The sequence below is a fragment of the Streptomyces sp. NPDC001568 genome (genome assembly GCF_042893755.1).
In the GTDB taxonomy this organism is placed as follows: domain Bacteria; phylum Actinomycetota; class Actinomycetes; order Streptomycetales; family Streptomycetaceae; genus Streptomyces.
This window is the reverse complement of record NZ_JBIAVF010000003.1, coordinates 277,566-298,706: the sequence shown is the minus strand read 5'-3', so window position 1 is coordinate 298,706 and position 21,141 is coordinate 277,566. Positions and strand designations below refer to the sequence as shown.

Below are 21,141 nucleotides of genomic sequence, written 5' to 3'. Positions count from 1 at the left end.
AGACTGGCCGACAGCGCGTAACGGATGGGGAGGCAGGGACGACGGTGGCGGAACGTAGCACGGCTGCCGTCGACGTGGCCGACAACAGCGGCGATGAGCCGCTGGCCGCAGGAGCGGTCAAGGCCACGGCCGACGGGGTGGACACCCAGAACGGACGAGCCGCGGACGGACCCATGCCCGACAAGGACGGCGAACGCACGCACGCGGCCCCCCTGGCCGCGCCGGAACTCCACAGCGGCCACAAGCTCGCCAGACGCTACCGCCTCGAAGAGTGCGTCACCCGTCTGGACGGATTCAGCAGCTGGCGCGCGATGGACGAGAAGCTCCGTCGTGCGGTCGGCGTCCACCTGCTGCCCGCCGATCACCCGAGGGCCCGTACGGTTCTGGCCGCCGCCCGCTCCTCCGCCCTGCTCGGCGACCCCCGGTTCGTCCAGGTCCTCGACGCCGTGGAGGAGAACGACCTCGTCTACGTCGTCCACGAGTGGCTGCCCGACGCCACCGAACTCACCGCCATCCTCGCGGCCGGACCGCTGGAGCCCCACGAGGCCTACCAGCTCGTCAGCCAGGTCTCCCAGGCCATGACCGCCGCCCATCGCGAGGGCCTGGCCCACCTGCGGCTGACGCCCAGCGCGATACTGCGCACCTCCTCGGGCCAGTACCGCATCCGCGGCCTCGCGGTGAACGCCGCGCTGCGCGGCATCACCAGCGAGACCCCGCAGCGTGCGGACACGGAGGCCATCGGCGCCCTGCTGTACGCCGCGCTGACCCAGCGCTGGCCGTACGAGGCGGACGCCTACGGCCTCGCCGGTCTGCCCAAGGGCGTCGGCCTGATCGCACCCGACCAGGTCCGTGCCGGAGTCCACCGCGGCCTCGGCGAGCTCGCCATGCGCGCCCTCGCCAACGACGGGGCCACCGCGTCCCGTCAGGACCCCGCCTGCACCACGCCGGAGGAGCTGGCCAAGGCCGTCGCCGCGATGCCCCGCATCCGGCCGCCGGAGCCCGCCTTCACCGCGCCGCCGGAGTACCAGCACACCACGTACCAGCAGGGCAGTTACGGCCGTCCCCTGCCGCCCGGTGGCCCCACCGTGCAGGTCGCTACGATTCCGCCACCGCCGCCGTTGCAGAGCCGTACCGGCCGGGCGCTGAAGTGGGCCGTCGCCGCGCTGCTGATCGCCGCCCTCGGCCTGGGCAGCTGGCAGCTCGCCGACACCCTCCTGGACCACCTCAACCGGGGCAACGGCAACAACGGCACCGAGCAACAGCAGCAGCCCAAGAGCGACGACGCACCGGTCAAGAAGGATCCCGTACCGCTCTCCATCAAGAAGGCCGCCGAGCACGTCGCGGAGGGCGCCGCCCAGAACGCCACCGACGTCTCCAAGACGTACGACGGTGACGCCTCCACGTACTGGCGGACCAAGAGCTATTTCGAAGGCCCGAAGCTGACGATCAAGAGCGGCGTCGGCATCGTCTACGACCTCGGGGACGAGCACGAGATCCGCGAGGCTTCGATAGCGCTGCGGTTCGCCGGTGACCACACCACCTTGGCGCTCTACGCGACCAACTCCCTGAACCCGAACGAGTCCGTCTCGTCCATGAAGAAGATCGCGGGCACCACGACGAACGATCGGGACGTGCGCCTGACCCTCGAGAAGCCGGTCAAGTCCCGCTACGTACTGCTGTGGATCACCGCCGTGCCGAAGGCCGAGCTCGACGAATTCAGCAGCGCCGGCTACAAGCAGGGCATCACGGATGTGAAGTTCGCGGGCTGACGGACGGCAGGGGAGGGCTCACCGTTGGACCACGCCACGACCGGCGACCACAGCGACCAGGAACTCCTGGCGCTGCACGTCGCCGGCGACCCCGACGCCTTCGGTGAGATCGTGCGCCGCCATCGCGACCGGCTGTGGGCCGTGGCCCTGCGCACCCTCGGCGACCGCGAGGAGGCCGCCGACGCCGTGCAGGACGCCCTCGTCTCCGCCTACCGGGCCGCCCACACCTTCCGCGGGGAGTCGGCCGTCACCACCTGGCTGCACCGCATCACCGTGAACGCCTGTCTCGACAGGGCCCGTAAGGCCGCCTCCCGCCGAACCTCCCCCCTCAACGACACGGACCGCCTGGAGCGGCTCCTGGAGCCGCACGAGTCCGCCGAGGCTCCTGCGGAGCGCGAGGACCTCCATCGGCAGCTGCTGGCCGCTCTCAGCACCCTCCCGGCCGATCAGCGGGCCGCCCTCGTCCTCGTCGACATGCAGGGATACGCCGTCGCCGAAGCCGCACGGATCCTGGACGTCCCCACCGGCACCGTGAAGAGCCGATGCGCGCGCGGCCGGGCGAAACTCGTCCCGATGCTCACTCATCTGCGCACGAATGCCGTGGATAACAGCACCTCGGAGCGGGGAAGGAACCGGACGCCGGGGACGCCCGTCCCACCAGCGGCAGAACCCCGGGACCCAGACCCAGACGCTGTGAAGGGCGGAGGTGGACGACCGTGAACCCCACAACCGGAACGATCCGGCACCCGGAGGTCTCGGAGATCTCCGACCTGACCGAAGGACTGCTCTCCCCGTCGCGCGGCGCCGAGGTGCGCCGCCATCTCGGCGAGTGCTCCCTGTGCGCGGACGTCCTGGCCTCGCTCCAGGAGATCCGCGGGCTCCTCGGCACCCTTCCCGGGCCGCCGAGGATGCCCTCCGCCATCGCCGGCCGGATCGACGCGGCCCTGGCCGCCGAGGCCCTGCTCGACTCGACCGGATCCCGCACGGCCGGCCCTGCCTCCGCCCCGCCGTCCGGCCGATCCCGCAGCAATGCCGATGTTCCACGTGAAACCCCGAGCGATGAGACACGGATCACTGAGGAACGGATCGCTGAGGCGCGAACCGCTGGGACGACGCCGACCGGTGTTTCACGTGAAACACCGCCCGAGGGCTCCGATCACACCCCGGGCCGACGCCCTTCCGGCCACCCCTCCGGCTCCACCGGACCCGGCCGCCGCCGGGCCCGCCGCCGGATCGCGATCTTCGCGGGGCTGACCGGGGCAGCCGCCTGCGCCTTGGCCGTCTTCCTCGTGAACGGGCTCACCGGGAACCCCTCCGACAACCCCGCCACCGCAGCTCGCGGCGACTCCTCGGCCGCCGCGGAGCGCTCGCCGGGCACGGGGTACACCGCCCAGGGACTCCAGGACAGCGTCCGCCGGCTCCTGGCCGCCGGAGACACGGGGAACACCGGGAACACCGCGAAGACGGGCGACGCCGTACAGTCCCCGCCGGCCGCGACCAACAAGACGATGGGGTTGGAGAACACCCCGGGGCTGGCCCCGTCCGACCGCCAGGGCGCCGCGGAAGCGAATCCCGTACCGCCCTGCGTCCAGCAGGCCACCGGCCGCGCCGATGCCCCGCTCGCCGGCGACCGCGGGACCTACGAGGGCACGGACGTCTACCTCGTCGTTCTGCCGCATCCCGGCGACCCCGCCCTCGTGGACGCGTACGTGGTGCCGGCCGCCTGCGCGGACACCCCGCCGAAGGCTCCGGGAACGCCGCTCCTGACGCGCACCTATCCGCGCGGCTGACCCGTTCCGGTTCCTTGCTGGACAAGCGGGGAATGCGCGCGCCGTAGGATCCGTTGGGTGGGGTGAGAGTCCGCACCGGCCCCCGGTAGGCAACACGCAGTCCGCAGAGACGAGGAAAGAACCCGTGAGCGACGTACGAAACGTGATCATCATCGGCTCCGGGCCGGCCGGTTACACGGCCGCCCTGTACACCGCACGCGCTTCGCTCAACCCCCTGGTCTTCGAAGGTGCCGTCACCGCCGGTGGCGCGCTGATGAACACCACCGAGGTCGAGAACTTCCCCGGCTTCCGGGACGGGATCATGGGCCCGGACCTCATGGACAACATGCGTGACCAGGCCGAGCGTTTCGGCGCCGAGCTCATCCCGGACGACATCGTCTCCGTGGACCTCACCGGTGAGATCAAGACGGTCACCGACACCGCCGGTACGGTGCACCGCGCCAAGGCCGTCATCGTCACCACCGGTTCGCAGCACCGCAAGCTGGGCCTGCCCAACGAGGACGCCCTCTCCGGTCGCGGTGTCTCCTGGTGCGCCACCTGTGACGGCTTCTTCTTCAAGGACCAGGACATCGCCGTGGTCGGCGGTGGCGACACCGCGATGGAGGAGGCGACCTTCCTCTCCCGCTTCGCCAAGTCGGTCACCATCGTCCACCGTCGCGACAGCCTGCGTGCCTCCAAGACCATGCAGGACCGGGCCTTCGCCGACCCGAAGATCAAGTTCGCCTGGGACAGCGAGGTCGCTGAGATCCACGGCGAGCAGAAGCTGTCCGGTCTCACGCTGCGCAACACCAAGACCGGTGAGACCTCCGAGCTGCCCGTGACCGGCCTCTTCATCGCCGTCGGCCACGACCCGCGGACCGAGCTCTTCACCGGCCAGCTGGACCTGGACGACGAGGGCTACCTCAAGGTGGCCGCGCCCTCCACCCGTACGAACGTCACCGGTGTCTTCGGTGCGGGCGACGTGGTGGACCACACCTACCGTCAGGCGATCACCGCGGCCGGCACCGGCTGCTCCGCCGCCCTCGACGCGGAGCGCTTCCTGGCCGCCCTCTCGGACTCCGAGCACGCGCACGCGGCCGTCTGACCCGCTGTTCCAACCCCACACCCCACACCCCGCAGGAAGAAGGAGCCCGCTGTGGCCGGCAACCTGAAGAACGTGACCGACGCCGACTTCGACACCGTCGTCCTCGCCAGCGACAAGCCCGTGCTGGTGGACTTCTGGGCCGAGTGGTGCGGTCCGTGCCGCCAGATCGCGCCCTCGCTCGAGGCCATTGCCGCCGAGTACGGCGATCAGATCGAGATCGTCAAGCTCAACATCGACCAGAACCCGGACACGGCCGCCAAGTACGGGGTCATGTCCATCCCGACCCTGAACGTCTACCAGGGCGGCGAGGTCGCCAAGACCATCGTCGGCGCCAAGCCGAAGGCCGCCATCCTGCGTGACCTCTCGGACTTCGTCGAGGTCAAGGCCGCCGGCTGACCCAGCGGTGTTTCACGTGAAACGGGGCCGTCCCCTTCAAGGGGCGGCCCCGTTTCGCATGCTCAGGTCCCGTCCGACGAGCTCAGGTCCCGCCCGCTCGCTCAGGTAGCCCTCACAGCGGACGCAGCGCCGGTTCCTTGCGCGCCCCACCGAGCAGACGATCCAGGGCCATCTCCACGTCTTCCTTCCAGGACAAGGTGGTGCGCAGCTCCAGGCGCAACCTCGGGTGCGCGGGATGCGGACGGACCGTCTTGAAGCCCACGGCGAGCAGGTGGTCGGCCGGCAGCAGGCACGCGGGCCGCTGCCACCGCGCGTCGCCGAACGCCTCGATCGCCTTGAAGCCCCGACGCAGCAGGTCCTTCGCGACCGTCTGCACCATCACGCGGCCCAAGCCCTGTCCCTGATACCCCGGCATGATCCATGCCGTGATCAGCTGCACGGCGTCCGGGGACACCGGGCTCGTCGGGAACGAGGCCGCCCTGGGCACGTAAGCCGGCGGGGCGTAGAGGACGAAGCCCACCGGGACCTCGTCCACGTAGACCACCCGGCCGCAGGAGCCCCAGTCCAGCAGGACGGCGGAGATCCAGGCCTCCTTCCGGACCTCCGACGTACCCGCCTTGACCGCGGCCTCACCGCTGACGGGATCCAGCTCCCAGAACACGCAGTTCCGGCAACGCTCGGGCAGGTCCTGGAGGTTGTCCAGCGTGAGCGGTACCAGCCGACGACCCATGACGGCATCGTATCCACAGCCCCCTCGCCCTTCGAGTGCGGACGGCTGCCGGTGGCCAGGCAAAAGCACCGCTGCGCAAAAGGGGCTGAAAACGGGGGCTGAAAAGCAGGCGGGCCGCACCGGCTTGCGCCGGCACGGCCCGCTCCTGGGCCATCCGGGCTACTCCCCGGACTGCCCCTGCTCCAGTACCCGTCCCTCACCCGGCGCCAGGGTGCCCAGAATCCGCTCCAGGTCCTCCATGGACGCGAACTCGACGGTGATCTTGCCCTTCTTCTGACCCAGGTCCACCTTCACCCGGGTCTCGAACCGATCCGAGAGGCGCGTCGCCAGTTCGCTGAGCGCCGGAGCCACCCGGGCACCGGCCCGCGGGCCCTTCGGCTTGACCGGGCCGGCGGGCTCCGAGCCCATCAGGAACACGATCTCCTCGACCGTGCGCACCGAGAGGCCCTCTTCCACGATCCTGGTCGCCAGCAGCTCCTGCTGCTCGGCGTCCTCCACCGGCAACAGCGCTCGTGCGTGTCCCGCCGACAGCACGCCCGCCGCCACCTTGAGCCTCACCTTGGGCGGCAGCTTCAGCAGTCGTAGCGTGTTCGAGACCTGCGGACGGGAGCGCCCGATCCGGTCCGCCAGCTGGTCGTGGGTGCACTTGAAGTCGTGCAGCAGCTGGTCGTACGCCTCCGCCTCCTCCAAGGGATTCAACTGCGCCCGGTGCAGGTTCTCCAGGAGGGCGTCGAGCAGGAGCTTGTCGTCCTCCGTCGCCCGGACGATCGCGGGGATCCGCTCCAGTCCAGCCTCCTTGCAGGCCCGCAGGCGCCGCTCGCCCATGATCAGCTCATAGGCGTCGGGGCCGGATTGCCGGACGACCACCGGCTGGAGGAGACCCACCTCCTGGATGGAGGCCACCAGTTCCGCCAAGGCGTCCACATCGAACACCTCGCGCGGCTGGCGCGGGTTGGGCTTGATCCTGTCCAGAGGCAGCTCGGCGAACATCGCCACCGGCGCCCCGCCGGCCTCCGGATCCGTGGACTCGACAGCGCTCTTCGCCACCTGGTCCACTGCCGGCTCGGGCTCCGGTGTTTCACGTGAAACCGTCGCCTGCGACAGCGAAGCCAGCTTCGCCGCGGCAATGCCGCGCTCCGACGTCAGCACCGGCATCGCCGACGGTGACGTCGAGCCCGTGCCCGCCGGCGTCTTCTCCTGCGGAGCAGCCGGGATCAGCGCTGCGAGCCCCCGCCCCAGCCCCCTACGTCGCTCACTCATTGGATCCCCTCCGCCACACTCTGCGTGCTGTTCGTGCCCGCGCCCGCATGGGCGTTCCGGGCGTCGTAGTGGATTCCGGCACCGCGCATCGCGATCTCCCGCGCCGCCTCGAGATAGGAGAGCGCGCCGCTGGAACCCGGGTCGTACGTGAGCACGGTCTGACCGTAGCTCGGAGCCTCAGAGATGCGCACCGAGCGCGGGATGCTCGTGCGCAGCACCTCCTTGCCGAAGTGCGTGCGCACTTCCTCCGCCACCTGCGAGGCCAGCCGCGTCCTACCGTCGTACATCGTCAGCAGGATGGTCGACACGTGCAGCGTCGGGTTCAAGTGGGAGCGCACCAGGTCGACGTTGCGCAGCAGCTGACCGAGACCTTCGAGCGCGTAGTACTCGCACTGGATCGGGATCAGCACCTCCGCGCCGGCGACCATGGCGTTCACGGTCAGCAGGCCCAGGGAGGGCGGGCAGTCGATCAGGATGTAGTCGAGCGGCTGCTCGTACGCCTGGATCGCCCGCTGGAGCCGGCTCTCGCGGGCCACCAGCGAGACCAGCTCGATCTCGGCGCCGGCCAGGTCGATCGTGGCGGGGGCACAGAAGAGGCCCTCGACGTCGACCACGGGCTGAACGACTTCCATCAGCGGACGGCTGTCCACCAGGACGTCGTAGATCGACGGGACCTCGGCGTGGTGGTCGATGCCCAGAGCGGTGGACGCGTTGCCCTGCGGGTCGAGGTCGATGACGAGGACCCGGGCACCGTGCAGGGCCAGCGAGGCGGCCAGGTTCACGGTCGTCGTGGTCTTGCCCACGCCGCCCTTCTGGTTGGCCACCACCATGACGCGGGTGTCCGCGGGCCTCGGCAGCGCGGCGCCGGACCGCCCCAGGGCCTCGATGCCCGCCTGCGCGGCACGACCGATGGGGCTCTCACTGATGTCGTCGTTGTCGACGAGGGGCGGTGGCGATGTTTCACGTGAAACATCGCCTGGCGATTCAGAGCGGGGACCTGGGACCGGATCGGTCATCGGCCCCGCGAGGTTGGCGTCGGACCGCACGGTGTCACTCTCCTCGGCAGCGGGCTCGCGATGAACAGAGCCTGCCATGTCACCGGGGTCGCGAACCAGCGGGGCCCGTACTCCTGTGGATGAATCCACCGTTGTGGACAACTCCGTACCCCCCGCTTCCTTGCGGGAACGGGGGGCGGCAGCCGCACGGCCGCGGCTGATGATTCCGTGCAGCAGAGAGCGACGTTTCACGTGAAACACGATGCCCGGGCGGGCTCTTCAGGCCGTCACGACACTCCGCAACCCAGACCTATAGGGCCCAACACGCCCGAAATCCCCGACCTCGCCCGCGCACCGAGCGGCGCTCAGCAGGACTCAGCGGCGCCGACGCGTCCTGCTCGTCCGCGCGGCCTTAGCCCGCTTGGCCGCAAACCGCACCCCGCCGGGGCTTTCCCCGACCTCGACGCGTACGACCGTGGACAGGGGATCCACGATGCCCTCGCCGACCTGGAGCACCGAGGTCTTCACGACGCCGAGCTTGGCCAGCGCGACCTTGGCCGCCACCAGCTCCTCCTCCGCGGTGTCGCCCTTGAGTGCCAGCATTTCGCCGTACGGCCGCAGCAGCGGAACGCCCCAGCCCGCCAGGCGGTCCAGGGGCGCCACCGCGCGGGCCGTCACCACGTGCACCGGCTGGACCTTGCCGAGCATCTCCTCGGCCCGTCCGCGCACCACCGTCACGTGGTCCAGCCCCAGCAGCTCCACCGCTTCCTGAAGGAAGTTCGTGCGGCGGAGCAGGGGCTCCAGCAGGGTGATCTTGAGATCCCGGCGGACCAGGGCGAGCGGGATGCCCGGCAGACCCGCACCCGAGCCCACGTCGCAGACGGTGACGCCCTCGGGCACCACCTCCGAGAGGACCGCGCAGTTCAGCAGGTGCCGCTCCCACAACCGGGGCACCTCGCGCGGTCCGATCAGACCGCGCTGGACTCCTGCGTCCGCCAGCAGCTCCGCATACCGCACAGCTTCCGGGAAAAATTCACCGAACACCGCGCGCGCCTCTTCAGGCGCCGGGGGAAGCTCAGCTGCCTCCGTCACGGGGACCGTCCTTCCGTACAGAACCGCTCACGCCAAAACCGTGCCGTTCAACTGTCAGGCTTACAAACATCGGCCCCGCCTGCGACACAGACGGGGCCGACCACATGATCTTCCGGTCAGGCCGGGAGCACAACGACGAAGCGCTGCGGCTCCTCACCCTCGGACTCGCTCTTGAGACCGGCGGCCGCCACGGCGTCGTGGACGACCTTGCGCTCGAACGGGGTCATCGGAGCCAGCTTCAGCGGCTCGCCCGAACCCTTCACGTCCGCCGCGGCCTGGGCACCCAGGGCCGTGAGCTCCTCGCGCTTCTTCGCCCGGAAGCCGGCGATGTCCAGCATCAGCCGGCTGCGGTCCCCGGTCTCCCGGTGCACGGCCAGCCGCGTCAGCTCCTGCAGGGCCTCCAGGACCTCGCCGTCACGGCCCACGAGCTTCTGCAGCTCGCGGCCCGAGGAGTCACTGACGATGGAGACGGCGGCACGGTCGGCTTCGACGTCCATGTCGATGTCGCCGTCCAGGTCGGCGATGTCCAGCAGACCCTCGAGGTAATCGGCCGCGATCTCACCCTCCTGCTCGAGGCGGGTCAGGGTGTCGCCACTCTCAGCGGCGGCGGTGGTGGTGCCTTCCGTCACGGGAGGGACTCCTTCTTACTTCTTGGAGGGCTTGCTGGGGGGCGTCTGACGCTTCGCCTTCGTCTGCCGCTTCGGCTGCTGCCGCTTCGTCGCGACACCACCGCTCGCCGCATCCGCATCCGCGGTGGCCTCAGTACTCTTGATCACAGAGCCGTCCGGCTGCGCGGCCATGCCCTGCTTGGTGAGCGCGGTGATGAACTTCCGCTCGTTGTCGTTGCGCTCCGGGCCCTTGGCCACGATCGCAGCGACGATCTTCTTCTTGCTGCGGCCCTTGACGGTGCCGTGCACGCCGACCCGCTTCAGCAGGCGGGTCAGGTACTCGTCCTGCGCCTTGCTGCCCGGCGTCGGGTTCTGGTTGATCACGTACATCTGCTGGCCCATGGTCCACACGTTCGTGGTCAGCCAGTAGACGAGGACACCGACGGGGAAGTTGATGCCCATGACCGCGAAGATCACGGGGAAGATGTACATCAGCATCTTCTGCTGCTGCATGAAGGGGGTCTTGACCGAGAGGTCGACGTTCTTCTGCATCAGCTGGCGCTGGGTGTAGAACTGCGACAGCGACATCAGGACGATCATGATGGCGGTGACGATCCGCACATTGGTGATCGAGGCGTCCAGCTCGGCGACCTTCGAGGCGCTGTCCGTGAACTTCGCCGCCAGCGGGGCGCCGAAGATGTGCGCCTGACGGGCGCTCTCCAGCAGCGACTGGTTGATGACGCCGATGGTCTCGCCGTTGGCGATGCTCGCGAGCACGTGGTACAGCGCGAAGAAGAACGGCGACTGCGCCAGGATGGGAAGGCACGAGGAGAGCGGGTTGGTACCCGTCTCCTTGTACAGCTTCATCATCTCTTCGGACTGACGCTGCTTGTCGTTCTTGTAGCGCTCCTGGATCGCCTTCATCTTCGGCTGGAGCGCCTGCATGCCCCGCGTCGCCTTGATCTGCTTCACGAAGAGCGGGATCAGACAGATACGGATCAGGACCACCAGGGACACGATGGACAGGCCCCAGGCCCATCCACTGTCCGCACCGAAGATCGCCCCGTACAGGGAGTGGAACTGGACGATGATCCACGAAACGGGTGTGGTGATAAAGCTGAACAGACTGGCAATCGTGTCCACTAATCAGGCTCCTTGAGCATTGCGAGATCTACGCAACGCACTGCGCAGCTGCTCGTGCCAACGCGGGCGTTTCCGGGGTGGGACATGATCCACACCACCCGGGGACCACGGATTGCACCGCAGGATCCGCCAGGCGGTTAGAACCGTCCCCTTCACCGCACCATGCCGGTCGATGGCCGCGAACCCGTAGTGCGAGCACGAGGGGTAATAGCGGCACACCGGCCCGAGCAGCGGACTGATCGTCCACTGGTACAGCTTGATCAAAGCGAGCAGCGGGTACTTCATCGAGCCACGCCTCCCAGCAGCCGCGCCAAGGCGGCGTCCAGGTCACGGGCCAGCTCGTCGTGGCCGGCATCGCCCGATCCGGGCAAGGCCCGCACTACCACCAGGCTACCGGCGGGCAGCTGGGCCAGCCGATCGCGGACAAGATGACGCAGACGACGCTTCACCCGGTTACGGACGACAGCGACGCCCACGGCCTTGCTGACGACGAAACCCGCACGCGGCGAGGGATCGATCTCCCCCGGCGCGTGCGGGTCCGTTGCACCGCTTGCTCTTAGGTGGACGACGAGGAGCGGGCGTCCTGCCCGCCGGCCTCGGCGCACCGCGCTCGCGAAGTCCTCACGCCGCCTCAGCCGATTTTCGGGAGACAGCACGACGTCACGACCTGCGCGTTGTTACGCGGAAAGGGCGGCGCGGCCCTTGCCACGACGGTTCGCGAGGATCGCGCGACCGGCACGGGTACGCATCCGCAGGCGGAAGCCGTGGGTCTTGGCACGACGGCGGTTGTTCGGCTGGAAGGTGCGCTTGCTCACTCGGGGGCTCCAGAGAATGAATCGTTATGGCGGTACATCGCCTGGCTGTCACCGTGCGCCCACGAGGAACTCGCGTGTTCGCCCGAGTGGACACCGCTAAATGATCACTGACGTGACCTTCGCCCATCGGTAGGCAGGCGGCAGCAGCCATCGACAATTCGACCTCGTCACGGTACGCGCGGCTACGCCATCCGGTCAAACCGAGCTCGTCTGCCGCACACTGTGCACAGGCTGTGGACAACGACTTGAACCGTGGCCACCGGCCTGACTACCGTTGCCTGATCCCTGTTTTTTGTCCCGACCGTCCCAAAGAACCACACCTTCGTGGGACGGGACCCCTGTGAGAGAGCGTGCTCTGTGGCTGACGTACCTGCCGATCTTGCCGCAGTGTGGCCACGCGTGCTCGAGAAGCTGCTCGGCGAGGGCCAGCAAGGCATCGAGCCCAAGGACAAGCAGTGGGTCGAACGATGCCAGCCGCTGGCCCTGGTCGCCGACACCGCGTTGCTCGCCGTCCCCAACGAGTGGGGCAAGCGCGTCCTCGAAGGCCGCCTCGCCCCGCTGATCAGCGACGCGCTGAGCCGTGAGTGCGGCCGGCCCATCCGCATCGCCATCACCGTCGACGACTCCGCGGGCGAGCCCGCGCCGTCCTCCCCGCCCCCCTCCGCGCAGCGCGAGGGCTACGAACCGTACGGCGGCCAGCGCCCCGGAGGTCATACCGGTCACACCGGCCCGGGCGACGACCTCCCCACGGCCCGCCCCGCCTATCCGGACTACCAGCAGCAGCGGCCGGAGCCCGGCGCCTGGCCCCGCGGCGGCCAGCAGGACGACTACGGCTGGCAGCAGCAGCGGCTCGGCGGCTTCCCCGAGCGCGACCCGTACGCCTCCCCCCAGCCGGGCTACCTCCAGCAGCCCGACCCCGGCGGCTACGACCAGGGCTCCTACGAGCAGTCCAAGTACGGGGACCAGTCCTCCTACGAGCAACAGAAGTACGAGCAGCAGAAGTACGAGAACCAGCAGTACGAGCAGCCCTCGCCGCGCCCGGCACCCGGACGCCCCGCGCCGCCGCCGGCCCCGTCCGGTGGTTCCACGTCGGGACCGCTGGAGCCGACCGCCCGACTGAACCCGAAGTACCTCTTCGACACCTTCGTCATCGGCGCCTCCAACCGCTTCGCGCACGCCGCCGCGGTGGCCGTCGCCGAGGCGCCGGCGAAGGCGTACAACCCCCTGTTCATCTACGGGGAGTCGGGCCTCGGCAAGACGCACCTGCTGCACGCCATCGGGCACTACGCGCGGAGCCTCTACCCCGGCACCCGGGTGCGGTACGTGAGCTCCGAGGAGTTCACCAACGAGTTCATCAACTCCATCCGCGACGGCAAGGGCGACGCCTTCCGCAAGCGCTACCGCGAGATGGACATCCTGCTGGTCGACGACATCCAGTTCCTCGCGAGCAAGGAGTCGACGCAGGAGGAGTTCTTCCACACCTTCAACACGCTGCACAACGCCAACAAGCAGATCGTGCTGTCCTCGGACCGGCCGCCCAAGCAGCTCGTCACCCTTGAGGACCGGCTCCGCAACCGCTTCGAGTGGGGCCTGATCACCGACGTCCAGCCGCCCGAGCTGGAGACCCGCATCGCGATCCTGCGCAAGAAGGCCGTCCAGGAGCAGCTCAACGCCCCGCCGGAGGTACTGGAGTTCATCGCCTCCCGCATCTCGCGCAACATCCGCGAGCTGGAGGGGGCGCTGATCCGGGTGACGGCGTTCGCAAGCCTCAACCGGCAGCCGGTCGACCTCGGGCTGACCGAGGACGTGCTGAAGAACCTGATCCCGGGCGGCGAGGACAGCGCGCCGGAGATCACCGCCTCCGACATCATGGCCGCCACCGCCGACTACTTCGGGCTGACCGTGGACGACCTGTGCGGCTCCTCGCGGAGCCGGGTGCTGGTCACCGCGCGGCAGATCGCCATGTACCTGTGCCGGGAGCTGACGGACCTGTCGCTGCCCAAGATCGGGGCCCAGTTCGGCGGCCGCGACCACACCACCGTCATGCACGCGGACCGCAAGATCCGGGCCCTGATGGCGGAACGACGGTCCATCTACAACCAGGTCACGGAGCTCACCAACCGCATCAAGAACGCCTGACGCGGGCTCCGGGCAGCCGTGCCAGGACCCTTCAAACGCCAGGACAGGGGCGCTTCCGGGCTTAACCGGGGGCGCCCTTTTCCGACCGTGCGCCCCTGCTCTGTTCGAATACGCCCCCTGGGGAGCAACTCATCCACAGATTGGCCGACTTTCTTCCGTCCACAGCCTGAGGACAGTTCTCGCCGCCCACAATCTGTCCACAGGGCCGCAGGTTGAGGGCCCATCAGGGCAGGTCAGTCGCCTGTGGAATTGTGCGCAAGCCCGATCCACAGCCTGTGGACAAAAAATTCATCCACAGGCTCATCCACGGCTCCGTCCACCGGCGGCCCACAGGTTCCCGCACCCTGTGCACAGGATCCGCGGGGTTCTCCACACCGTTGTCCACTGTTCGGCAACCCGGCACCTCCCGTCACCGCCCCGAGTGAAAGCCGTCACACGGATGTCGACGTTTGGTCTGTGGAGCACTGGGGAAAAGCTGGGGACACACCTGTGGAGTAGTGGGGGTCGTCTGGGGACGGCCTGTGCAGAAGTTTTCGTTCTCCACAGAGACACCGTGTTGTCCACCGGTGCCACCCACAGGGTGTGGGGATAAAAAACAGGGGCTGACCTGCGAGAACGGGCTTATCCACCGTTTCCACAGGCCCTACTACTACCCCCATGGAGAGTTAGGCCGGTTTCGGTTTTCAAGCAGGTCCTGTGCACAACTCGTCGATCGAGCTCGCCGCCGCCTCGTCCCCGACTTGACCGCCGGCCGCAACGACTGTCGGCGCCGTACGTCAGACTGGTCCCCGGCAACCGGTCGAGGCACCGACGAGCCGACGACGAAGGCCGGCAGACGAGCGAGCAACAGCAGGAGGCGGTTCCGGTGAAGATCCGGGTGGAGCGCGACGTACTCGCAGAGGCGGTGGCCTGGGCTGCCCGCAGCCTCCCGGCCCGGCCGCCGGTGCCGGTACTCGCGGGCCTGCTGCTGAAGGCCGAGGAGGGCACGCTGTCCCTCTCCGGCTTCGACTACGAGGTCTCGGCCCGGGTCTCCGTCGAGGCGGACGTCGAGGAGGACGGCACCGTCCTGGTGTCCGGCCGCCTGCTCGCCGACATCTGCCGCGCCCTGCCGAACCGTCCGGTGGAGATTTCCACAGACGGTGTACGGGCGACCGTGGTCTGCGGCTCCTCACGATTCACACTCCACACCCTGCCTGTGGAGGAGTACCCGGCGCTGCCGCAGATGCCGACCGCGACCGGCACCGTGCCCGGTGAGGTCTTCGCGTCCGCCGCCGCCCAGGTCGCCATCGCCGCCGGCCGCGACGACACGCTGCCCGTGCTGACCGGTGTCCGCATCGAGATCGAGGGCGACCGCGTCACCCTGGCCTCCACCGACCGCTACCGCTTCGCGGTCCGCGAGTTCCTGTGGAAGCCGGAGAACCCGGACGCCTCCGCCGTGGCCCTGGTGCCGGCGAAGACGCTCCTGGACACCGCCAAGTCCCTCACCAGCGGCGACACCGTCACGCTGGCGCTCTCGGGCTCCGGCGCGGGCGAGGGCCTCATCGGCTTCGAGGGCGCCGGCCGCCGCACCACCACCCGGCTGCTCGAAGGCGACCTGCCGAAGTACCGCACGCTCTTCCCGACGGAGTTCAACTCCATCGCGGTGATCGAGACCGCCCCGTTCGTCGAGGCCGTCAAGCGCGTGGCCCTGGTCGCCGAGCGCAACACGCCGGTCCGGCTGAGCTTCGAGCAGGGCGTCCTGATCCTGGAGGCCGGTTCCAGCGACGACGCACAGGCTGTGGAGCGCGTCGACGCGAAGCTCGATGGCGACGACATCTCGATCGCCTTCAACCCGACCTTCCTGCTGGACGGCCTCAGCGCGATCGACTCGCCGGCCGCGCAGCTGAGCTTCACCACCTCGACGAAGCCGGCGCTGCTCAGTGGCCGCCCCGCGGTCGACGCGGAGGCCGACGAGGCCTACAAGTACCTGATCATGCCGGTGCGCCTGTCCGGCTGAGTCTCCCCGTCGGGCCCGTTCTCGCATGCCGCGGGACCGGGCCCGACGGCGTCCACAGGACATGCTCCGGGGAGTCCAGAACGCCTGGGGACTTCCTGGACGGACGCCACGGCCCGTGGGGCCGCCCCGCACGCCCCGGCGTAGGCTCGGATCCGGTGGGTGACCCGGTAGGCCGGGGAGCCCGCGGCAACGACGGCCACAACGCGTAAGGAACCAGTTGATGGAGCTTGGTCTCGTCGGTCTCGGCAAGATGGGCGGCAACATGCGCGAGCGCATCCGCCGCGCAGGCCACACCGTCATCGGATACGACCGCAACCCGGACCTCGCGGATGTCCACAGCCTGCGGGAACTTGTGGACAGCCTGCCGGCCCCCCGTGTGGTGTGGGTGATGGTCCCCGCCGGCGCGGCGACCCAGTCCACCGTCGACGAGCTGGGCGAGCTGCTCTCGCCCGGCGACATCGTCGTGGACGGCGGCAACTCGCGCTGGACGGACGACGAGAAGCACGCCGAGGAGCTGAAGGCCAAGGGCATCGGCTTCGTCGACTGCGGCGTCTCCGGCGGCGTCTGGGGTCTGGAGAACGGCTACGCGCTCATGTACGGCGGCGACGAGAAGCACGTCGCGGCCGTCCAGCCGGTGTTCGACGCCCTCAAGCCCGAGGGTGACTTCGGCGCCGTGCACGCGGGCAAGGTCGGCGCGGGCCACTTCGCGAAGATGGTCCACAACGGCATCGAGTACGCCATGATGCAGGCCTACGCCGAGGGCTGGGAGCTCCTGGAGAAGGTCGACTCCGTCACCGACGTCCGCGAGGTCTTCCGGTCCTGGCAGGAGGGCACGGTCATCCGTTCCTGGCTCCTGGACCTGGCCGTCAACGCGCTGGACGAGGACGAGCACCTGGAGCAGCTGCGCGGTTTCGCGCAGGACTCGGGCGAGGGCCGCTGGACGGTCGAGGCGGCCATCGACAACGCGGTGCCGCTCCCGGCGATCACCGCGTCGCTGTTCGCGCGGTTCGCGTCCCGCCAGGACGACTCCCCGCAGATGAAGATGATCGCCGCGCTGCGCAACCAGTTCGGCGGCCACGCGGTCGAGAAGAAGTAGCGACCGCACCGGCACCACGAGCAGGACCAGCACCACCAGTACCACCAGTACCAAGAGCACGACAGCAGGAAGCCGGGGGAGGTCGGCGCCGAATGCACGTATCGCATCTCTCCCTGGCCGACTTCCGCTCGTACGCCCGGGCCGAGGTACCCCTCGGTCCGGGCGTCACGGCTTTCGTGGGGCCCAACGGGCAGGGCAAGACGAACCTCGTCGAGGCCATCGGCTACCTCGCCACGCTCGGCAGCCACCGGGTCTCCTCGGACGCCCCCCTCGTCCGGATGGGCGCGGAACGCGCCGTCATCCGGGCCGCCGTCACCCAGGGCGAGCGCCAACAGCTGGTGGAGCTGGAGCTGAACCCGGGCCGCGCGAACCGGGCCCGCATCAACCGGTCCTCGCAGGTCAGGCCCCGGGACGTGCTGGGGATCGTACGGACCGTGCTGTTCGCCCCCGAGGACCTCGCCCTGGTCAAGGGCGACCCCGGCGAGCGCCGCCGCTTCCTGGACGACCTGGTCACCGCCCGGTCGCCGCGGATGGCTGCCGTCCGCTCCGACTACGAGCGGGTGCTCAAACAGCGCAACACCCTCCTGAAATCCGCGGCGATGGCCCGCCGGCACGGCGGACGCTCCATGGACCTCTCCACCCTCGACGTGTGGGACCAGCACCTGGCCCGCGTCGGCGCGGAGCTGCTGGCCCAGCGGCTCGACCTGATCGGGACGCTGCTGCCGCTCGCCGACAAGGCCTACGAACAGCTCGCGCCCGGCGGCGGCCCCCTCGGCCTCAGCTACAAGTCCTCGGCCGGCGAACCGGTCGACAGCGGCGACGCACGCACCCGCGAGGCGCTCCACGAGGTCCTGCTGGCCGCGCTGACCGGAGTCCGCAAACAGGAGATCGAGCGCGGCGTCACCCTCGTGGGCCCGCACCGCGACGACGTACTGCTGCGCCTCGGCGAGCTGCCCGCCAAGGGCTACGCCAGCCACGGCGAGTCCTGGTCGTACGCGCTCGCGCTGCGGCTGGCCTCTTACGAGCTGCTGCGCTCGGAGGGCGCCGAGCCGGTGCTGGTCCTCGACGACGTGTTCGCGGAGCTCGACGTCCGGCGCCGCGAGCGGCTCGCGGAGCTGGTCTCTCCGGGCGAGCAGGTCCTGGTGACGGCGGCGGTGGACGACGACGTGCCGTCCGTACTGACGGGGACGCGCTTCGCGGTCTCCGGCGGCGAGGTGACCCGACTGTGAACGCCGGCGGGCAGGAGGAGCGCAGGACCCCGGAACCCTCCGGGGTGGACCTGGCGCGCCAGGCCCTCGCCGCCGCCCGGGAGCAGGCCCGGGCCCGGGGCAACGCGGTCAGCGGGAAGAAGCGCCCCTACCAGCCGGGGCTCCGCTCGGGCGCCCGGGCGGACGGCCGGGACCCGATGCCGCTGATGGCGGCGCTGGACCGGCTGCGCACCGAACGCGGCTGGGAGATGCCGATGGCGGTGGCCGGGGTGATGGAGCGCTGGCCCGAGATCGTCGGCCCGGAGATCGCGGCGCACTGCGTACCGGAGCGGTACGAGGACCGCGAGCTGGTCGTGCGCTGCGATTCCTCGGCGTGGGCGGCGCAGCTGAAGCTGTTGGCCCCGCAGCTGGTGGCGCGGCTCAACGCCGACCTGGGGCAGGGCACCGTCCGGCTGATCAAGGTGCAGGGGCCGGGTGGCCGGCCGAAGCGGTACGGACCCTGGCGCAGCCCGGGCAGCACGGGCCCGGGCGACACCTACGGGTGACCCGGGCGTCCGCCGCCCGCGCACTTCCCGAAGCCGTCGTTCCCCCGGGAGCGGCGGCTTCCGGCCTGTTGCGGCCCGTCCCCGACGGGGCCGGCGGGACCCGGTCGCGGGTGGTGTCCCTCACGGTAGTCGCGGGTTGACAGGCCGAAGCTCTGGATGCCCGTGTGAGCCACTTTGAGCCCCTCCCCGGATATGGGGAGTCGGAGAGAGGAGGTTCAGGGCGGCACATGCGTACTCAGGTACCGGCAAACCCCCATTCATGTCAGTGGTACCGGTAGACTGGAGACAATCCCGCCCAGTTGCGGGATCACCAGTCGAGTACCGGTGACAAACGCTGACAACGCAGATCGACGCAGCCGCTCCTGCTTGCATGCCTGCTGGCCCGGAGTACGGCCTGTGCTGTGCCAGAAAGGGCGCTTCGTGGCCGATTCCGGCAACTCCAACGACAAGAACGAGTCCACCGCCGGCGGCGAGGCCGCCGAGGCCGGTGGATCTTCGTATACCGGAAGCAACATCCAGGTCCTGGAGGGCCTGGACGCGGTCCGCAAGCGGCCCGGCATGTACATCGGATCGACGGGTGAGCGCGGTCTGCACCACCTCGTCTACGAGGTGGTCGACAACTCGGTCGACGAGGCGCTGGCCGGGCACGCGGACACCATCGACGTGACGATCCTCGCCGACGGCGGGGTCCGGGTCATCGACAACGGCCGAGGCATCCCGGTCGACATCGTCCCCTCCGAGGGCAAGCCGGCCCTCGAGGTCGTGCTGACCGTCCTGCACGCCGGCGGCAAGTTCGGCGGCGGCGGCTACGCCGTCTCCGGTGGTCTGCACGGTGTCGGCGTCTCCGTCGTGAACGCCCTGTCGACGAAGGTCGCGGTCGAGGTCAGGCGCGACGGCTTCCGCTGGACCCAGGACTACAAGCTCGGCGCCCCGACGGCCGCCCTCGCCAAGAACGAGGAGACCGACGAGCACGGGACCTCGGTCACCTTCTGGGCCGACCCCGACATCTTCGAGACGACCGAGTACTCCTTCGAGACGCTCTCGCGGCGCTTCCAGGAGATGGCCTTCCTCAACAAGGGCCTGACCCTGTCGCTGACCGACGAGCGCGAGTCGGCGAAGGCCACGGTCGGCGCGGACGACCCCGACGCGGACGTCACCGAGCCCGCGGCGCGCACGGTGAAGTACTACTACGAGGGCGGCATCGTCGACTTCGTGAAGTACCTCAACTCGCGCAAGGGCGAGCTGATCCACCCGACCGTCATCGACGTCGAGGCCGAGGACAAGGAGCGCATGCTCTCGGTCGAGATCGCGATGCAGTGGAACTCGCAGTACACCGAGGGCGTCTACTCCTTCGCGAACACGATCCACACGCACGAGGGCGGCACCCACGAAGAGGGCTTCCGCGCGGCGCTGACCGGCCTGGTCAACCGCTACGCGCGCGAGAAGAAGTTCCTGCGCGAGAAGGACGACAACCTCGCCGGCGAGGACATCCGCGAGGGTCTGACGGCGATCATCTCGGTGAAGCTGGGCGAGCCCCAGTTCGAGGGCCAGACGAAGACCAAGCTGGGCAACACGGAGGCCAAGACCTTCGTGCAGAAGGTCGTCCACCAGCACCTGAACGACTGGTTCGACCGCAACCCGGTCGAGGCCGCGGACATCATCCGCAAGTCGATCCAGGCGGCCACCGCCCGCGTCGCGGCCCGCAAGGCCCGCGACCTGACGCGCCGCAAGGGCCTGCTGGAGAGCGCCTCGCTGCCGGGCAAGCTGTCCGACTGCCAGTCGAACGACCCGACCAAGTGCGAGATCTTCATCGTCGAGGGTGACTCCGCCGGCGGTAGCGCGAAGTCCGGCCGCAACCCGATGTACCAGGCCATCCTGCCGATCCGCGGCAAGATCCTGAACGTCGAGAAGGCCCGGATCGACAAGATCCTCCAGAACACCGAGGTCCAGGCGCTGATCAGCGCCTTCGGTACCGGTGTGCACGAGGACTTCGACATCGAGAAGCTCCGCTATCACAAGATCATCCTGATGGCGGACGCCGACGTCGACGGCCAGCACATCAACACCCTGCTGCTGACCTTCCTGTTCCGCTTCATGCGGCCGCTGGTCGAGGCCGGGCACGTGTACCTCTCGCGCCCGCCGCTCTACAAGATCAAGTGGGGCCGCGACGACTTCGAGTACGCGTACTCGGACCGCGAGCGCGACGCCCTGGTCGAGCTCGGCAAGCAGAACGGCAAGCGGATCAAGGAAGACTCGATCCAGCGCTTCAAGGGTCTGGGCGAGATGAACGCCGAGGAGCTGCGCGTCACCACCATGGACGTCGACCACCGCGTGCTCGGCCAGGTCACCCTGGACGACGCGGCGCAGGCCGACGACCTGTTCTCGGTGCTGATGGGAGAGGACGTCGAGGCCCGACGCTCCTTCATCCAGCGCAACGCCAAGGACGTTCGGTTCCTCGACATCTGAGTCGGCTCC

19 protein-coding genes and 2 pseudogenes are annotated in these 21,141 nt (G+C 69.4%); 12 read left to right on the top strand and 9 right to left on the bottom strand.

Annotation, left to right across the window (positions count from 1 at the left end):
• Window positions 1-44 precede the first annotated feature (44 nt).
• From ACFY0I_RS07180 to trxA, 5 genes are all read left to right on the top strand, one after another.
• Window positions 45-1,769, top strand: a complete 1,725-nt coding sequence (locus tag ACFY0I_RS07180; RefSeq protein WP_388891319.1) for a protein kinase family protein — start codon at window positions 45-47, stop codon at window positions 1,767-1,769.
• A gap of 24 nt (window positions 1,770-1,793) precedes the next feature.
• Entirely contained in the window at window positions 1,794-2,489 is a 696-nt protein-coding gene (gene sigM / locus ACFY0I_RS07175) for an RNA polymerase sigma factor SigM (protein WP_388891317.1), read from the top strand.
• Window positions 2,486-3,559, top strand: a complete 1,074-nt coding sequence (locus tag ACFY0I_RS07170) for a hypothetical protein (protein ID WP_388891314.1) — start codon at window positions 2,486-2,488, stop codon at window positions 3,557-3,559. The genes sigM and ACFY0I_RS07170 overlap by 4 nt, the downstream gene beginning before the upstream one ends.
• 124 nt (window positions 3,560-3,683) lie before the next feature.
• The gene (trxB, locus tag ACFY0I_RS07165) at window positions 3,684-4,643 is read left to right on the top strand and encodes a thioredoxin-disulfide reductase (protein ID WP_388891311.1); all 960 of its coding nucleotides are present in this window, start codon (window positions 3,684-3,686) and stop codon (window positions 4,641-4,643) included.
• Window positions 4,644-4,694: 51 nt separating this feature from the next.
• Window positions 4,695-5,039: a thioredoxin gene (trxA, locus tag ACFY0I_RS07160; RefSeq protein WP_356882853.1), complete on the top strand. Its 345-nt coding sequence runs from the start codon at window positions 4,695-4,697 to the stop codon at window positions 5,037-5,039.
• A gap of 112 nt (window positions 5,040-5,151) precedes the next feature.
• Here the strand turns inward: trxA and ACFY0I_RS07155 are convergent, their stop codons facing one another.
• The 9 genes from ACFY0I_RS07155 to rpmH form a co-directional block, all read right to left on the bottom strand.
• On the bottom strand, window positions 5,152-5,769 hold the full coding sequence (locus ACFY0I_RS07155) for a GNAT family N-acetyltransferase (RefSeq protein WP_388891308.1): 618 nt from the start codon (window positions 5,767-5,769) through the stop codon (window positions 5,152-5,154).
• A 159-nt stretch (window positions 5,770-5,928) separates the two neighbouring features.
• Entirely contained in the window at window positions 5,929-7,029 is a 1,101-nt protein-coding gene (locus ACFY0I_RS07150; RefSeq protein WP_388891305.1) for a ParB/RepB/Spo0J family partition protein, read from the bottom strand.
• The gene (locus ACFY0I_RS07145) at window positions 7,026-8,123 is read right to left on the bottom strand and encodes a ParA family protein (protein ID WP_388891302.1); all 1,098 of its coding nucleotides are present in this window, start codon (window positions 8,121-8,123) and stop codon (window positions 7,026-7,028) included. The genes ACFY0I_RS07150 and ACFY0I_RS07145 overlap by 4 nt, the downstream gene beginning before the upstream one ends.
• Window positions 8,124-8,399: 276 nt before the next feature.
• Window positions 8,400-9,116 (bottom strand): 16S rRNA (guanine(527)-N(7))-methyltransferase RsmG, encoded by a 717-nt coding sequence (rsmG, locus tag ACFY0I_RS07140; RefSeq protein ID WP_388891299.1) that lies wholly within the window; start codon window positions 9,114-9,116, stop codon window positions 8,400-8,402.
• Between the two features lie 116 nt (window positions 9,117-9,232).
• Window positions 9,233-9,745: a protein jag gene (locus ACFY0I_RS07135; RefSeq protein WP_385572844.1), complete on the bottom strand. Its 513-nt coding sequence runs from the start codon at window positions 9,743-9,745 to the stop codon at window positions 9,233-9,235.
• 15 nt (window positions 9,746-9,760) lie between these two features.
• Window positions 9,761-10,867, bottom strand: a complete 1,107-nt coding sequence (gene yidC / locus ACFY0I_RS07130) for a membrane protein insertase YidC (protein ID WP_388891296.1) — start codon at window positions 10,865-10,867, stop codon at window positions 9,761-9,763.
• Window positions 10,868-10,870: 3 nt separating this feature from the next.
• Entirely contained in the window at window positions 10,871-11,152 is a 282-nt protein-coding gene (yidD, locus tag ACFY0I_RS07125; RefSeq protein ID WP_383987261.1) for a membrane protein insertion efficiency factor YidD, read from the bottom strand.
• Window positions 11,149-11,523, bottom strand: a complete 375-nt coding sequence (gene rnpA / locus ACFY0I_RS07120) for a ribonuclease P protein component (RefSeq protein WP_388891293.1) — start codon at window positions 11,521-11,523, stop codon at window positions 11,149-11,151. Before rnpA ends, yidD begins: the two co-directional genes overlap by 4 nt.
• A gap of 21 nt (window positions 11,524-11,544) precedes the next feature.
• Window positions 11,545-11,682, bottom strand: coding sequence for a 50S ribosomal protein L34 (gene rpmH, locus ACFY0I_RS07115; RefSeq protein WP_008741645.1), 138 nt, complete (start codon window positions 11,680-11,682; stop codon window positions 11,545-11,547).
• Between the two features lie 357 nt (window positions 11,683-12,039).
• On the opposite strand from rpmH, the pseudogene dnaA (ACFY0I_RS07110) reads away from it, so the two are divergent.
• The 7 genes and pseudogenes from dnaA (ACFY0I_RS07110) to gyrB all read left to right on the top strand — a co-directional run.
• Window positions 12,040-12,547: pseudogene (gene dnaA / locus ACFY0I_RS07110) on the top strand (chromosomal replication initiator protein DnaA); the annotation flags it as partial.
• 137 nt (window positions 12,548-12,684) lie between these two features.
• Window positions 12,685-13,821, top strand: a pseudogene (gene dnaA / locus ACFY0I_RS07105) (chromosomal replication initiator protein DnaA); the annotation flags it as partial.
• A gap of 865 nt (window positions 13,822-14,686) precedes the next feature.
• Complete coding sequence (dnaN, locus tag ACFY0I_RS07100; RefSeq protein WP_281210588.1) at window positions 14,687-15,817, top strand: DNA polymerase III subunit beta; 1,131 nt, start codon at window positions 14,687-14,689, stop codon at window positions 15,815-15,817.
• Between the two features lie 220 nt (window positions 15,818-16,037).
• Complete coding sequence (gnd, locus tag ACFY0I_RS07095; protein WP_388891290.1) at window positions 16,038-16,913, top strand: phosphogluconate dehydrogenase (NAD(+)-dependent, decarboxylating); 876 nt, start codon at window positions 16,038-16,040, stop codon at window positions 16,911-16,913.
• A 92-nt stretch (window positions 16,914-17,005) separates the two neighbouring features.
• The gene (recF, locus tag ACFY0I_RS07090; protein ID WP_388891286.1) at window positions 17,006-18,142 is read left to right on the top strand and encodes a DNA replication/repair protein RecF; all 1,137 of its coding nucleotides are present in this window, start codon (window positions 17,006-17,008) and stop codon (window positions 18,140-18,142) included.
• The gene (locus ACFY0I_RS07085) at window positions 18,139-18,666 is read left to right on the top strand and encodes a DUF721 domain-containing protein (RefSeq protein WP_388891283.1); all 528 of its coding nucleotides are present in this window, start codon (window positions 18,139-18,141) and stop codon (window positions 18,664-18,666) included. Before recF ends, ACFY0I_RS07085 begins: the two co-directional genes overlap by 4 nt.
• 396 nt (window positions 18,667-19,062) lie before the next feature.
• Entirely contained in the window at window positions 19,063-21,132 is a 2,070-nt protein-coding gene (gene gyrB, locus ACFY0I_RS07080) for a DNA topoisomerase (ATP-hydrolyzing) subunit B (RefSeq protein WP_388891280.1), read from the top strand.
• Window positions 21,133-21,141: the final 9 nt, after the last annotated feature.